This window comes from Escherichia albertii NBRC 107761 = DSM 17582 (genome assembly GCF_000759775.1).
Classification (GTDB): Bacteria; Pseudomonadota; Gammaproteobacteria; order Enterobacterales; family Enterobacteriaceae; genus Escherichia; species Escherichia albertii.
The window spans coordinates 1-14,956 of the sequence record NZ_BBMY01000125.1 but is presented as its reverse complement, the minus strand read 5'-3'; the positions used below and the strand labels follow the sequence as shown (position 1 = coordinate 14,956).

Annotated in this window: 15 protein-coding genes and 2 pseudogenes; 3 read left to right on the top strand and 14 right to left on the bottom strand. The window is 50.9% G+C overall.

All coding sequences use genetic code 11. The features are described from left to right. Window positions 1-54: 54 nt before the first annotated feature. From acpS to rseD, 12 genes are all read right to left on the bottom strand, one after another. Window positions 55-435 (bottom strand): holo-ACP synthase, encoded by a 381-nt coding sequence (gene acpS / locus EA14781_RS18460; RefSeq protein WP_000986020.1) that lies wholly within the window; start codon window positions 433-435, stop codon window positions 55-57. Continuing rightward, on the bottom strand, window positions 435-1,166 hold the full coding sequence (gene pdxJ, locus EA14781_RS18455; protein WP_002461534.1) for a pyridoxine 5'-phosphate synthase: 732 nt from the start codon (window positions 1,164-1,166) through the stop codon (window positions 435-437). Before pdxJ ends, acpS begins: the two co-directional genes overlap by 1 nt. An 11-nt stretch (window positions 1,167-1,177) precedes the next feature. After that, a complete protein-coding gene (gene recO, locus EA14781_RS18450) occupies window positions 1,178-1,906 on the bottom strand; it encodes a DNA repair protein RecO (protein ID WP_024164740.1) in 729 nt (242 codons plus the stop codon). Between the two features lie 131 nt (window positions 1,907-2,037). Next, on the bottom strand, window positions 2,038-2,943 hold the full coding sequence (gene era, locus EA14781_RS18445; RefSeq protein ID WP_000020750.1) for a GTPase Era: 906 nt from the start codon (window positions 2,941-2,943) through the stop codon (window positions 2,038-2,040). After that, the gene (gene rnc, locus EA14781_RS18440) at window positions 2,940-3,620 is read right to left on the bottom strand and encodes a ribonuclease III (RefSeq protein WP_001068343.1); all 681 of its coding nucleotides are present in this window, start codon (window positions 3,618-3,620) and stop codon (window positions 2,940-2,942) included. Before rnc ends, era begins: the two co-directional genes overlap by 4 nt. A 274-nt stretch (window positions 3,621-3,894) precedes the next feature. Next, complete coding sequence (gene lepB, locus EA14781_RS18435; protein WP_000002550.1) at window positions 3,895-4,869, bottom strand: signal peptidase I; 975 nt, start codon at window positions 4,867-4,869, stop codon at window positions 3,895-3,897. A 15-nt stretch (window positions 4,870-4,884) separates the two neighbouring features. Then, window positions 4,885-6,684, bottom strand: coding sequence for a translation elongation factor 4 (gene lepA / locus EA14781_RS18430; protein ID WP_000790164.1), 1,800 nt, complete (start codon window positions 6,682-6,684; stop codon window positions 4,885-4,887). A 197-nt stretch (window positions 6,685-6,881) separates the two neighbouring features. Beyond that, window positions 6,882-7,361, bottom strand: coding sequence for a SoxR-reducing system protein RseC (gene rseC, locus EA14781_RS18425; RefSeq protein WP_000589079.1), 480 nt, complete (start codon window positions 7,359-7,361; stop codon window positions 6,882-6,884). Then, a complete protein-coding gene (gene rseB, locus EA14781_RS18420) occupies window positions 7,358-8,314 on the bottom strand; it encodes a sigma-E factor regulatory protein RseB (RefSeq protein ID WP_000812039.1) in 957 nt (318 codons plus the stop codon). The genes rseC and rseB overlap by 4 nt, the downstream gene beginning before the upstream one ends. Beyond that, on the bottom strand, window positions 8,314-8,964 hold the full coding sequence (gene rseA, locus EA14781_RS18415) for an anti-sigma-E factor RseA (RefSeq protein ID WP_001168444.1): 651 nt from the start codon (window positions 8,962-8,964) through the stop codon (window positions 8,314-8,316). Before rseA ends, rseB begins: the two co-directional genes overlap by 1 nt. A 32-nt stretch (window positions 8,965-8,996) precedes the next feature. After that, window positions 8,997-9,572, bottom strand: a complete 576-nt coding sequence (gene rpoE / locus EA14781_RS18410) for an RNA polymerase sigma factor RpoE (RefSeq protein ID WP_001295364.1) — start codon at window positions 9,570-9,572, stop codon at window positions 8,997-8,999. Continuing rightward, window positions 9,569-9,724 (bottom strand): rpoE leader peptide RseD, encoded by a 156-nt coding sequence (gene rseD / locus EA14781_RS24975; RefSeq protein ID WP_010342848.1) that lies wholly within the window; start codon window positions 9,722-9,724, stop codon window positions 9,569-9,571. Before rseD ends, rpoE begins: the two co-directional genes overlap by 4 nt. 255 nt (window positions 9,725-9,979) lie before the next feature. On the opposite strand from rseD, the gene nadB reads away from it, so the two are divergent. After that, window positions 9,980-11,602, top strand: a complete 1,623-nt coding sequence (gene nadB, locus EA14781_RS18400) for an L-aspartate oxidase (protein ID WP_001094455.1) — start codon at window positions 9,980-9,982, stop codon at window positions 11,600-11,602. Here nadB and trmN read toward each other — a convergent pair. Beyond that, the gene (gene trmN / locus EA14781_RS18395) at window positions 11,587-12,324 is read right to left on the bottom strand and encodes a tRNA(1)(Val) (adenine(37)-N(6))-methyltransferase TrmN (protein ID WP_002461529.1); all 738 of its coding nucleotides are present in this window, start codon (window positions 12,322-12,324) and stop codon (window positions 11,587-11,589) included. The two genes, nadB and trmN, sit on opposite strands and share 16 nt — an antisense overlap. A gap of 131 nt (window positions 12,325-12,455) precedes the next feature. On the opposite strand from trmN, the gene srmB reads away from it, so the two are divergent. Continuing rightward, window positions 12,456-13,790, top strand: a complete 1,335-nt coding sequence (srmB, locus tag EA14781_RS18390; RefSeq protein ID WP_000219189.1) for an ATP-dependent RNA helicase SrmB — start codon at window positions 12,456-12,458, stop codon at window positions 13,788-13,790. A 32-nt stretch (window positions 13,791-13,822) separates the two neighbouring features. Here srmB and EA14781_RS25305 read toward each other — a convergent pair. Then, window positions 13,823-14,703: pseudogene (locus EA14781_RS25305) on the bottom strand (LysR family transcriptional regulator). 102 nt (window positions 14,704-14,805) lie between these two features. Between EA14781_RS25305 and EA14781_RS25300 the strand changes: the two are divergent. After that, window positions 14,806-14,956 (top strand): annotated as a pseudogene (locus EA14781_RS25300) (cysteine/O-acetylserine transporter); the annotation flags it as partial.

The following is a 14,956-nucleotide window of genomic DNA, read 5'->3' as shown; positions in this document are numbered from 1 at the left end:
CCCCCGTTCCTTACCAGTTCGGGGGTTTTACTTTTTAAAGAGAACGGTATTATTTTAACTTTCAATAATTACCGTGGCACAAGCATAGTGGCGTTCATCTGCCAGCGTTACATGCATATTTACAACACCCAGTTTTTCCGCCAGTTTTAGTGCCTCGCCCCACAGCCGCAATTGTGGCTTGCCGAGTTCATCATTGAACACCTCAAACTGATTAAATGCCAGACCATTACGAATGCCTGTGCCAAACGCTTTTGCCGCTGCTTCTTTCACAGCAAAACGCTTTGCCAGAAAACGCACCGGCTGGTGGTGTGCTTTCCAGATGTCCCATTCGTTATCGCTTAATACGCGACGTGCCAGACGTTCACCGGAGCGGGCGATCACCGCTTCTATGCGGGCGATCTCCACAATATCCATGCCTAAACCTAATATTGCCATCAGCCTCTGGCTTCCAGCATCAGGCGCTTCATTTCAGCCACGGCATCTTTCAGTCCGGTCATCACTGCACGACCAATAATGGCATGACCGATATTCAGTTCGTGCATCTCAGGAATGGCGGCAATGGCTTTCACGTTGTGATAGGTCAGACCGTGACCAGCGTTAACTTTCAGACCGAGACTTGCGGCAAAGCTTGCTGCTTTGGCTATACGCGCCAGCTCTTGCGCCTGTTCGGCGTCAGTTTTGGCATCGGCATAGCAACCGGTATGGATCTCGATAAACGGTGCGCCGACGTCCGCTGCCGCTTTAATCTGCTCTTCATCAGCGTCGATAAACAGAGAAACCTGAATCCCGGCATCCGCCAGACGTTTGCAGGCATCGCGCATTTTGCCACGCTGCCCTGCGACGTCCAGGCCGCCTTCGGTTGTCACTTCCTGGCGCTTTTCCGGTACCAGACAGCAAAAATGCGGCTTCGTCTCAACTGCGATCGCCAGCATCTCTTCAGTGACAGCCATCTCCAGATTCATGCGGGTATCCAGCGTCTGACGCAGGATGCGCACGTCGCGGTCAGTAATGTGGCGGCGATCTTCACGCAAATGCACGGTAATGCCATCTGCGCCAGCCTGCTCGGCAATAAACGCCGCCTGCACCGGATCCGGGTAAGCAGTACCGCGTGCGTTACGCAGCGTTGCAATATGGTCAATATTGACGCCCAACAGTAATTCAGCCATGACAATCCTCATTAGTCATTATGTGTTTTCACCGTTCGCTTAGGCATAAACTGCCGGAACAGTTCCCTGCTCTTTAAAGGTTTACCGCCAAGATAAGGCTTTAGCGCCATTCGGGTAAAGCGTTTCGCAGCCCGCAGTGTGTCTGCGTCAGGAAATTCCCGCGCGTGTAACGCTTTCAACTGCCTTCCGGTGAAGGTTTTGTTGTCAATAACGACGCTTGCGATAAACCCTTTTTCTTCTCGATAACGATATGTCATGGTGTCATCCACCGGTTCGCCGCTACCAGCACAGTGCATAAAATTAACGCCATATCCCAGATGCCCCAGCAGCGCCAGCTCAAAGCGACGTAATGCCGGTTCTGGCGTACCAGTGGCGCCAGCCAGAGACTGAATACAGTGCAGATAATCGAAAAAGAGTTCCGAGAAGCGTGTTTCGTATTCCAGCACGCGGGAGAGAAGTTCGTTAATGTAAAGACCGCTGTAAAGCGTAATACCGCTTAATGGCAGCGCCAGCGACACTGCCTCAGCACTGCGCAGCGTTTTGATTTCACCACGTCCGCCGAAACGTAGCAAGAGAGGCGTGAAAGGCTGTAATGCGCCTTTCAGAGTAGAACGTTTAGAGCGTGCGCCTTTGGCAACCAGACGCACACGACCCGATTCCTCCGTGAAGACGTCCAGCATCAGGCTGGTTTCGCTCCACGGGCGGCTATGCAGGACAAATGCGCGCTGCCAGCCTTCCATCATACTCGTCGCCTTTCAAGTTGCAGGTGCCTTGGCTGCCCCCGTTCACCCTGGTCACTTACTTTAGTAAGCTCCCTGGGATTCATGGTCTTGCCGCCTTCCTGCACCTCGAAAGCCATAGAGTATGCGAATTAAAGATCGTCAACGTAACCGAGACTACGCAATGCGCGTTCGTCATCGGCCCAGCCAGATTTCACTTTCACCCACAGCTCCAGGTGGACAGGCGCTTCAAACATTTCCTGCATGTCTTTACGCGCTTCAATACCGATGGTTTTAATCTTGGCCCCTTTGTTGCCGATGACCATCTTCTTCTGCCCTTCACGCTCAACGAGGATCAAACCGTTGATGTCATAACCACCGCGTTCGTTAGAGACGAAACGTTCAATCTCCACGGTCACGGAGTACGGCAGTTCAGCGCCGAGGAAACGCATCAGTTTTTCACGGATAATCTCGGAGGCCATGAAACGCTGCGAGCGATCGGTGATGTAATCTTCCGGGAAGTGATGCGTCGCTTCAGGCAGGTGTTTGCGCACGATTGCCGCGATAGTGTCAACGTTAAGTCCGGTTTCGGCGGAGATTGGCACAATATCGAGGAAATTCATCTGGCTGGCAAGAAACTGTAAGTGCGGCAGCAGATCGGCTTTTTCCTGCACGTTGTCCACTTTATTCACCGCGAGGATCACCGGCGCTTTGCCATCACGCAGTTTGTTGAGCACCATTTCGTCATCTGGCGTCCAGCGGGTGCCTTCGACCACAAAAATCACCAGCTCAACGTCGCCAATGGAACTGCTTGCCGCTCTGTTCATCAGGCGGTTAATGGCGCGTTTTTCTTCCATATGCAGACCAGGGGTATCGACGTAGATAGCCTGATACGCGCCTTCAGTATGAATCCCCACAATGCGGTGACGGGTTGTCTGCGCTTTACGGGAAGTGATGGAGATCTTCTGCCCCAACAGTTTGTTTAGCAGAGTGGATTTGCCAACGTTCGGACGTCCGACGATGGCAATAAATCCGCAGTAACTTTTATCGATGCTCATTCCAGCTCCAGTTTTTTCAACGCCTGTTCGGCGGCAGCCTGCTCAGCCTTACGACGGCTTGAACCTGTGCCTACCACCGGTTCACTCAGGCCGCTGACCTGGCAGTGGATAGTAAATTCCTGATCATGCGCTTCGCCACGGACCTGGACCACCAGATAAGTCGGCAGCGGCAGATGGCGGCCCTGCAAATATTCCTGCAGACGCGTTTTCGGATCTTTTTGTTTATCGCCTGGACTAATTTCATCCAGACGCGTTTGATACCAGTTAAGGATTAATTTCTCGACGGTCTGAATATCGCTGTCGAGGAATACGCCGCCAATCAATGCTTCAACGGTGTCGGCGAGAATTGACTCACGACGAAATCCACCGCTTTTAAGTTCACCTGGTCCCAAACGTAAGCACTCGCCTAGCTCAAATTCGCGCGCCAGTTCAGCCAGCGTATTACCACGGACTAAAGTAGCGCGCATACGGCTCATATCACCCTCATCCACACGCGGGAAGCGGTGATACAGCGCATTGGCGATAACGTAGCTCAAAATAGAGTCGCCTAAAAATTCTAAACGCTCGTTGTGTTTGCTGCTGGCACTACGATGCGTTAATGCCTGCTGCAACAATTCCTGATGATTAAAAGTGTAGCCCAGCTTCCGTTGAAGCCGATTAATTACGATGGGGTTCATGCGATACCAATAAATAAATGCGTCAACAATTCAGCACACGAAACAGACCTGATATACATGGGCTCTGCTCCCCCGCTTTGCTGCGGATTCATTATGCCAGTATATGGAAACCAACGCTGTTTCGTGTGCCGTGGCAACCAGGAGGCGCCAACCTTAAACTTCGGGGGAATATTCTATACACAACGACAAGGGATGTCGTTAGCCAGGGGAGATTTATCGCATAAATAATTTACGTTGCCGCCAAAATGACGGCAACGTAAACTGTGAGCGGCAATTAGTGGATACCACCAATGCGATTTAAGCGTACGCCTGTCGGCCATTCGCCTTCTTGCTTATCGAAACTCATCCAGATAGCCGTTGCCCGACCAACCAGGTTAGCTTCCGGCACAAAGCCCCAATAACGGCTGTCCGCGCTGTTATCGCGGTTATCACCCATCATGAAATATTGACCCGGCGGCACAATCCAGGTTGCCACTTGTTGTCCTGGCTGCCGGTAATACATCCCAACCTGATCCTGCGCGATTGGCACAGTCAGAATGCGATGTGTCACATCACCCAGCGTCTCTTTACGTTCGGAAAGACGAATACCATTTTCTTTGGTTTCGCCTTTCGGCACTTCAAAGAATCCGCTGGTTGCTTCTCCGCCGTTGCGACGTGAGAAAGTCTGTACGAAATCACTCGGTTCAACGTTGGAGTAAGTAATCGGCAGCGCCTTTTCACACGCCTGACCGGAACTGCATCCCGGTTGAATCGTTAGTTCCTTCGTGACCGGATCGTAAGTGACTTTATCGCCAGGCAAGCCCACCGCACGCTTGATGTAATCAAGCTTCGGATCTTCCGGGTATTTAAAGACCACGATATCACCACGTTTCGGATGACCGGTTTCGATCAGCGTTTTTTGATAGATCGGATCTTTAATGCCATAAGCAAATTTCTCCACCAGAATGAAGTCACCGATTAACAAAGTCGGCATCATCGAACCTGACGGGATCTGGAATGGTTCATAAATAAATGAACGCACAATTAACACAACAGCCAGCACCGGAAATACAGAAGCGCCAGTTTCCAACCAGCCTGGCTTCGGCGCAACTTTTTTCAGCGTTGCTTTATCCAGTGAGTCCCCGGCAGCCGCCTGCGCCGCTGCCTGACGTTCCCGTCGCTTAGGTGCGAAAAAGAATTTATCCACGCACCATAAAATGCCCGTCACCAATGTGGCAATCACCAGAATCAGGGCAAACATATTCGCCATGCCAACTCCTAAGGGTTATTTGTTGTCTTTGCCGACGTGCAGAATGGCGAGGAACGCTTCCTGCGGCAGTTCGACGTTACCGATCTGCTTCATACGTTTCTTACCTTCTTTCTGCTTCTGTAACAGCTTTTTCTTACGGCTGATATCACCGCCATAACATTTAGCCAGTACGTTTTTACGCAACTGTTTAACGGTAGAACGCGCAATAATGTGCGTACCAATCGCGGCCTGAATAGCGATATCAAACTGCTGACGCGGAATCAGATCTTTCATCTTCTCCACCAGCTCGCGACCACGGTTTTGTGAATTATCACGGTGGGTGATCAACGCCAGCGCATCAACACGTTCACCGTTGATTAATACGTCAACACGCACCATGTCAGACGCCTGGAAGCGTTTGAAGTTATAATCCAGAGACGCATAGCCACGCGAAGTGGACTTCAGGCGATCGAAGAAGTCGAGCACCACTTCCGCCATCGGGATCTCGTACGTCAGCGCCACCTGATTACCGTGGTAAACCATGTTGGTCTGTACGCCACGTTTTTCTACGCACAGCGTAATAACGTTACCGAGATATGCCTGCGGCAGCAGCATGTGGCATTCCGCGATCGGTTCGCGCAGTTCATAGATGTTATTTACCGCTGGCAGCTTAGATGGGCTGTCGACGTAGATAACTTCTTTCGCCGTAGTTTCAACTTCATACACTACGGTCGGCGCCGTGGTAATCAGGTCCAGATCGTACTCACGCTCCAGACGCTCCTGGATGATCTCCATGTGCAGCAGACCGAGGAAGCCACAGCGGAAGCCAAAGCCCAGCGCACTCGAGCTTTCCGGTTCATAGAACAGCGAGGCATCGTTCAGACTCAGTTTGCCCAGTGCGTCGCGGAAGGCTTCATAGTCGTCGGAGCTTACCGGGAACAGACCGGCATATACCTGCGGTTTGACTTTCTTAAAGCCAGGCAGCGCCTTTTCTGCCGGATTACGCGCCAGCGTTAAGGTATCGCCTACTGGAGCGCCGTGGATGTCTTTGATTGCACACACCAGCCAACCGACTTCACCGCATTTCAGTTCAGTACGATCAACCTGTTTTGGCGTGAAGATCCCCAGGCGGTCGGCGTTATAGGTCTGCCCGGTGCTCATAACTTTCACTTTGTCACCCTTACGCAGGGTGCCGTTTTTAATACGGATAAGTGAAACAACCCCCAAGTAGTTGTCGAACCAAGAGTCGATAATCAGCGCCTGCAACGGACCTTCTGGATCACCTTCCGGCGGCGGAATATCGCGTACCAGACGTTCGAGAACGTCCTGCACGCCAACGCCGGTTTTCGCGGAACAACGTACAGCATCGGTGGCGTCGATACCGACAATATCTTCAATCTCTTCCGCCACGCGCTCAGGATCTGCTGCCGGTAAGTCAATCTTGTTAAGTACCGGCACCACTTCGAGATCCATTTCCATCGCGGTATAACAGTTCGCCAGGGTTTGCGCTTCAACCCCCTGCCCGGCATCAACCACCAGCAATGCCCCTTCACAGGCAGCCAACGAGCGAGAAACTTCATAAGAGAAGTCGACATGACCCGGAGTGTCGATAAAGTTAAGTTGATAGGTTTCGCCATCGGACGCTTTATAATCCAGCGTCACGCTCTGCGCTTTGATAGTAATGCCACGCTCACGCTCAAGATCCATGGAATCGAGAACTTGCGCCTCCATTTCACGGTCAGACAGGCCACCGCAGATCTGGATAATACGGTCAGACAGCGTCGATTTACCGTGGTCAATGTGAGCAATGATCGAAAAGTTACGTATATTCTTCATAAAGTATGATTATTGTGCCTTAACGCCCGGCTAACCAGGCTTTTAAAAGTCGCTGTTCTGAGCTTAACGTCTGTATTAATAGAAACGCCGCATTCTACACTACAACATTGAGGCGAGGAAATGTTCATGCCGTATGGATTGTGGTATCTGGAAACGTCCTCGCATTTGTTATGCAAAATAAAACAAAGCCAGTGAAATCACTGGCTCGCGTCTTCCGAAGATGTTTCAAATCGCACAAGGCCGGGCGGCAATGCCACGCTTAAAATGATCGGTTGCCATTCTGTTCGCGCAGCAAACTTACGTGAGTAGCCGCGCGCAATCAGGAACCCGCCAACGCTGCCGAGGATCGCACCGCATAATGCTGCAATATCTGAAGCAAAGAGTAGCTGAAATAGCGAAGCGACAAGGAATAATCCCACCAGCGGCGACATATAAACCAGCAATGCGGAGCTTAGCAGGCTGCCTTCAGCGATTCCAAGTTCGACTTTTTGCCCCGGCACCAGCGGTTCATCACAGGGCACGACGATAGTGTGAGTCGTTTGCGGCCCAAGTTTATTCAACACTCGGCTACCGCAACCTGTGCGGGAAGCGCAACTGCAGCATGAGGATTTAACATCACAACTGACCAACGCCTGTCCATTTTGCCAGGAGACGACAGTTGCCCACTCTTTGATCATTGTGCCGCCCCGAACTTAATATTCTCGGCAATGCGTTTCGCGGTTTGCGGCGGCAGTTCACCGACAATGGTGATTTCCGCGTTATCGCGCACACTGGTGCTGACGGTTCTGCGTCCGGTGCGCAACATCTGATCGGTGCTCGATGGTGTAGCACGGTTAACGTTTACCGAGAAGCTGAATAATCCATCGGAATAGAGACGCGATTCGATGGGCATGTTATCCATCGTCGGTAACGGGCGTCGGCTACTGGAGACTTCGCTAAAGCCCTGCGGCAACCAGGCTGGAGTCCAGTTGAATTTGGCTTTTTCACCTACAGGAACAGAAAGCAGCGGCGGCAAATTAGCCTTCGCCAGCGTCTGCATACTGCTGCTGATATCCTGATTGATGTTAAAAGCAATCACGCGAAATTGCTCCAGCGTTTCACCATCGCGATCAAGGAGATCAACCCGCATCGGTAATTTCGATTCGGTATCCATCCACACGATGTAGCTGTAGCGTGTGCCATCACGAGCGACTACGCGAATTACCTCACATAAGCGGTCAGCAATACGGGTACGCCCTACAGAGATAAAATCATAGTAAGGAGAAAGGCGTTTGAAATCGGTATAGATGAGCGATGGCAGAGAATCAACAATGTAATCGCCATTAAGCGTGAACGGTTCAAGGCCCGGCTCAAAGTAACTGATTTCATTGCCGCGCTGTACCACTTCCCGGCGCGGGCCATCCATTTGCAGCAGTTGTGCAAGAGGACGGTTATCGAGGCGTGCATGTCGATAACGCAGAGACTCAACACCTTGTTTATTGATGCTGATGAATGACAGCTCGTAATTCAGTGACTGGCTGGCCAGATTCATCTGCTGTAATAACGCCCCGGACGCGGGTGTCGCCGAGGCGTTAGCAGAGAATAGCAGGCTACCTGTCACTAATGACATGGCAAACCAAAGTTGCTTCATTACTGCGATTGCGTTCCTAAAGTTTGAATTCCTGGCACCTGGACAGCAGCTTGCTGTGTCTGGGCCTGCTCAAACTGAAGCTGTTCGGAGTGGAGTCGGCGTTGCAGTTCGTAATCCTGCAACATAGCATTAATGCGACGACGCTGCTCCTGTACCTGCTGCTGTTGACCATTGTTTGCAGTCGCTTCAGAAGGTACTCCCAGGCTTACCGGACTGGCTTTACCCATCATCGGCAGAGTATTAAATACCGGTGTTTCAGGCTGCTGGGACGTTTCAGATTGTCCATTATAGTGCTGGACGCCAACGATAACTGCAAGCGATACGCATGCTGCTACGCCCATTTGGGTAAGCTGCGCCGCCCACGGACGAACTTTCTGCCAGAATGGCATTTTCTGCCATTGGTGTGGAGCAGGCTGGGCCTCCGGGATTAATGTCGCTGGTCGGCGAACTGGCTCTTCTTCAATGGCTGCCATCACGCGTGAAGAGATATCGAAATGAAGTACCTCGGGAGTATCACCCCGCATAGAATCACGGATTAAGTGATAGCTTGCCCAAGTTTTCTGCATTTCTGGGTTATGAGCCAGTTCGTTAAGCAGCTCACTATCCAGCGTTTCGCCATCCATTAAAGCGGAAAGTTGTTCTTTCTGCATGCCTAATACCCTTATCCAGTATCCCGCTATCGTCAACGCCTGATAAGCGGTTGAACTTTATTATCAATAGCTTCCCTCGCTCGGAAGATACGTGAACGCACCGTACCTACCGGACAATCCATGATAGCGGCTATCTCTTCATAGCTCAGGCCATCCAGCTCCCGCAAGGTTATTGCCATGCGTAAATCTTCCGGGAGGGACTCAATAGTTCGGAAAACTATCTGTCTCAGTTCTTCTGACAACATTAAGTTCTCAGGGTTCGAAATTTCTTTCAGCGCGCCGCCACTTTCGAAGTTTTCTGCTTCAATGGCATCCACATCACTGGAAGGTGGACGACGCCCCTGAGCAACCAGGTAATTTTTTGCTGTATTAACAGCAATCCGATACAACCATGTATAAAAAGCGCTATCTCCCCGGAATGAATCCAGCGCACGATAGGCTTTAATAAAAGCTTCTTGTACCACATCGGGAACATCACCCGACGGCACATAGCGGGAAACCAGACTCGCCACTTTATGCTGATAGCGTACTACCAGTAAGTTAAAGGCTTTCTGATCTCCCTTCTGGACCCGTTCAACCAGGACCTGGTCCGTTAACTGCTCGCTCATCCGAGGTAAAGTCTCCCCAAACCAAATATCCACGCGCTATCGAAACGCCACTCCATTAGCTGCAATTCGAGCAAGCAAAGGGTTAGAGTGTCTCGTTTTTGTAAAGTTCCGTAACGCATCTGTTTTTGTTTGTCATGCTGTAGACGGATCATTATCTATCATTATAAGTCTACAGAATCTGAACAACGCATTATCTGTGTAGAAATGCTCATTTAACTGCCTGAAGAGTAACCCAACGGCCTTTTTATTTCATCACCTAATCCTTCGCCAGCGAGCAACTTCTCTTTTTTCCTCCGCACTGGCCCGCTCTGTTTAGCCATTGTAACAAGCATTAAAATAGCAGGTGTTTATTTGCACAACATGATGCTATGCTGACCGAACTGTGTTTAGTAAATTAAACAAACAAAATGAATACTCTCCCTGAACATTCTTGTGATGTGCTGATTATTGGTAGTGGCGCGGCCGGGCTTTCACTGGCGTTGCGTCTGGCGGATAAACATCAGGTTATCGTTCTTAGCAAAGGTTTGGTTACAGAAGGCTCGACGTTTTATGCTCAGGGCGGAATTGCCGCCGTGTTTGATGAAACTGACAGTATCGACTCGCATGTGGAAGATACATTAATTGCCGGTAGCGGAATCTGCGATCGCCATGCAGTCGAGTTTGTCGCCAGCAATGCACGCTCCTGCGTACAATGGTTAATCGATCAGGGGGTGTTGTTTGATACTCACATTCAGCCAAATGGCAAAGAAAGCTACCATCTGACACGCGAAGGTGGTCACAGCCATCGCCGTATTCTCCATGCTGCCGACGCCACAGGTAAAGAAGTAGAAACCACGCTGGTAAGCAAGGCGCAGAACCATCCGAACATTCGTGTGCTGGAGCGTAGTAATGCCGTCGATCTGATTATTTCCGATAAAATTGGGTTGCCGGGAGCACGACGGGTTGTCGGTGCATGGGTATGGAATCGTAATAAAGAAGCTGTAGAAACCTGTCATGCAAAAGCGGTGGTGTTGGCAACTGGCGGCGCATCGAAAGTTTATCAATATACTACCAATCCAGATATTTCCTCTGGCGACGGCATTGCCATGGCCTGGCGTGCTGGTTGCCGGGTCGCCAATCTCGAATTTAATCAGTTTCACCCTACCGCGCTGTATCATCCGCAGGCACGCAATTTCCTGTTAACGGAAGCTTTACGCGGCGAAGGCGCTTATTTGAAACGCCCGGACGGCACGCGGTTTATGGCCGATTTTGATGAGCGTGGCGAACTAGCCCCACGCGATATTGTCGCCCGCGCCATTGACCATGAAATGAAACGCCTCGGCGCAGATTGTATGTTCCTTGATATCAGTCATAAGCCCGCCGAATTTATTCGCCACCATTTCCCGATGATTTATGAAAAGTTGCTGGGGCTGGGTATTAATCTCACTAAAGACCCCGTACCGATAGTGCCTGCTGCACACTACACCTGTGGCGGCGTGATGGTGGATGATTATGGGCGTACCGATGTTGATGGCCTGTATGCCATTGGAGAAGTGAGTTATACGGGCTTACATGGTGCTAACCGCATGGCCTCTAACTCCTTGCTGGAGTGTCTGGTCTATGGCTGGTCGGCGGCGGAAGATATTACCAGGCGCATGCCTTATGCTCACGGCGCCAGTATGCTACCGCCGTGGGACGAAAGCCGGGTTGAGAACCCTGACGAACGGGTAGTGATTCAACATAACTGGCACGAGTTACGCCTGTTTATGTGGGATTACGTTGGGATTGTGCGCACAACCAAGCGCCTGGAACGCGCTCTGCGGCGGATCAATATGCTGCAACAAGAAATAGACGAATATTACGCCCATTTCCGCGTATCAAATAATTTGCTGGAGTTGCGTAATCTGGTACAGGTTGCCGAGTTGATTGTTCGCTGTGCGATGATGCGCAAGGAGAGCCGTGGCCTGCATTTTACGCTGGATTACCCGGAGCTACTCACGCATTCCGGTCCGTCGATCCTTTCCCCTAGCAACTTTTACATAAACAGATAAAAAGCCTGGGTCAGTGCAGTGTACGCTTCGGAATAGTTCTGGTCTGGCCCACGTATCACTAAGCGATCGCTAAAAAACTCCTCTGCTTGTGGGGAGAATGCCAACAGCACCCGATGCGGCAATCGCGCTTCGTTTTCCGCCACATCCGTCCGCAAACGTAAATGCCAGCCCATACTTAATGCCAGTTCAGTAAAACCATTACCAATTTGCTCTGGCAACACCACACAGAAAAATCCCTCTTCGGTCATGCACTCCGCCGCGCAGTTCAGTAACGACTGGTGATCCAGCGTAGTGGTATAGCGTGCCTGCTCCCGCTGCGGCGTCGCACACTCGACGCCCTGCTGATAATACGGCGGATTACTGATAATTAAGTCAAAACGCGTGGTCTGTCGGGATATCCACTGCTGAATATCTGCCGTATGGACATTAACACGATGTGCCCACGGGGACTGGGCGACATTTTCCTGCGCCTGAGTTGCTGCTTCACTGTCCAGCTCAACGGCATCAATCATCACGCTATCGTCGGTACGCTGCGCCAGCATCAACGCCAGCAACCCGCTACCGGTGCCGATATCAAGACAGCGCTTTACGCCAGCAACCGGAGCCCATGCGCCCAGCAAAATACCATCCGTTCCCACTTTCATCGCACAGCGATCGTGGGCGACAAAAAACTGTTTAAAAGTAAATCCATTACGACGAAGCACGGATGTAGACTGTGACATGTAAATAAAACCTTGCTGGAAAAATGGCGATAGCACCGGGTGAGAACAATACCTGAGAAGCGATATCCATACAAACAGATGAAGATTGCAGCCGTAACGTCTATAATCAGCGCCCCACACAGAGGTAGAACATGACTGTAACGACTTTTTCCGAACTTGAACTCGACGAAAGCCTGCTGGAAGCCCTCCAGGATAAAGGTTTCACTCGCCCGACCGCCATTCAGGCTGCCGCCATTCCGCCTGCGCTCGATGGCCGTGATGTACTCGGTTCTGCGCCGACAGGCACCGGTAAAACGGCGGCGTATCTGCTGCCAGCGTTGCAGCACCTGCTCGATTTCCCACGTAAGAAATCCGGTCCGCCGCGTATTTTAATCCTTACCCCGACTCGCGAACTGGCGATGCAGGTGGCCGATCATGCCCGCGAACTGGCGAAACATACGCATCTTGATATCGCCACTATCACCGGCGGCGTGGCCTATATGAACCATGCGGAAGTGTTCAGCGAAAATCAGGATATCGTGGTCGCTACGACAGGCCGCCTTCTGCAATATATAAAAGAAGAAAACTTCGATTGCCGCGCAGTTGAAACGCTGATCCTCGACGAAGCGGACCGTATGCTGGATATGGGCTTCGCCCAGGACATCGAGCACATTGCTGGCGAAACCCGCTGGCGTAAACAGACCCTGCTCTTCTCAGCAACACTGGAAGGCGACGCTATTCAGGATTTTGCTGAACGTCTACTGGAAGATCCAGTGGAAGTTTCTGCCAATCCATCCACCCGTGAGCGCAAAAAAATTCATCAGTGGTATTACCGCGCTGATGATCTTGAACATAAAACCGCGCTGCTGGTGCATCTGTTAAAACAGCCAGAAGCAACTCGCTCAATCGTATTTGTGCGTAAGCGTGAGCGGGTGCATGAACTGGCAAACTGGCTGCGCGAAGCGGGTATCAACAACTGCTATCTCGAAGGCGAGATGGTACAAGGCAAGCGTAACGAAGCGATCAAGCGTCTGACCGAAGGTCGCGTAAATGTACTTGTTGCGACTGACGTTGCCGCACGTGGTATCGATATTCCTGATGTCAGCCACGTATTTAACTTCGATATGCCGCGCAGTGGCGATACCTATCTACACCGCATCGGACGTACCGCTCGCGCCGGTCGTAAAGGAACGGCGATTTCGCTGGTTGAAGCTCATGACCATCTGCTGCTGGGCAAAGTAGGCCGCTATATTGAAGAGCCGATTAAAGCTCGTGTAATTGATGAGTTACGACCAAAAACTCGCGCGCCAAGCGAGAAGCAGAGCGGCAAGCCATCGAAGAAAGTGTTGGCGAAGCGTGCCGAGAAGAAAAAGGCTAAAGAGAAAGAGAAGCCGCGGGTGAAAAAACGCCATCGCGATACCAAAAATATTGGTAAACGCCGCAAACCAAGCGGAACAGGCGTACCGCCGCAAACGGCAGAAGAGTAATCATAATGCCGGGTTTAAGCCCGGCATTATTTTTACCCAGGCAAAAAACACTCCTCAACACACTGAATAAAAGTTTGCATTGACGGACTAATCGCTTTTCCAGCATGGTGCGCGCACATTGCTGTAATGGTCTGCGACTGTTCGCCAAAAGGTAATTCGATTAATTCGCCGCCCGCCAGTTCTTTTTCCACCGCAAAGCGCGGTAAGTAGCTGACGCCAATGTTCGCGGCGACACAACGCTTGATACTTTCAATACTTAATAATTCAATGGTGCTTTCTACCGTGATCCGCCGTTGGCGCAGCGTGCTCTCAAATATTTGCCGGAAAACACATTGCGGCTCATTGATAATAAAACTACAGGCGTTATGTCTGCCAGGCTCGGTAAAATTGACATCGGCAATTTGTGGTGAAGCCACCAGCACCAGCGATTGTTCGCCCAACTCTCGTCGATTCAGAGCATCATCATTCCCTACACGATAAAAGATGCCAACATCGGCTTCATCATTGAGTAATGCATCACGGATCACGTAACAGTTCAACGACTGCAAAGATAAACGCACTTTTGGCGCCGTTGTCGAAAACGTTGCAGCACCTGCGGCATTCGGTAAGAGAGCAACGTTTCGCCCGAAACAACGCGAAGTTCGCCGTCCGGTTCCGCTTCTTTTTTCGCCGCATCGCGAAGGTTTTCCATCACTCGGGTTAATTCATAGATATGCGGCAATAGCTTTTTTCCCTCACGGGTAAGGCACATCCGGCGACCAATCTTCTCAAATAACTGGACCGAAAATTCCTGTTCAAGCTGCTGAATATGAAAGGTTACCGTCGATTGCGTACAACACAATTTTTGCGATGCGCGCAAGAATGATCCCTCTTCAACCACAGTTTTTAGTGTAATAAAACGGCGCAAATCCATAAGCCCAAACCTATCGAAATTATCGAATCAAGAATGTAAAAACATTCATTTTTTTAAATCTTCCATGTCGGGTACTGTCTATCAAAACAGAGGAGATAACAAGTGACACCGACCCTTTTAAGTGCTTTTTGGACCTACACCCTGATTACCGCTCTGACGCCCGGACCAAATAACATTCTGGCGCTTAGCTCCGCCACATCGCATGGGTTTCGCCAGAGTACTCGCGTGCTGGCGGGGATGAGTCTGGGATTTT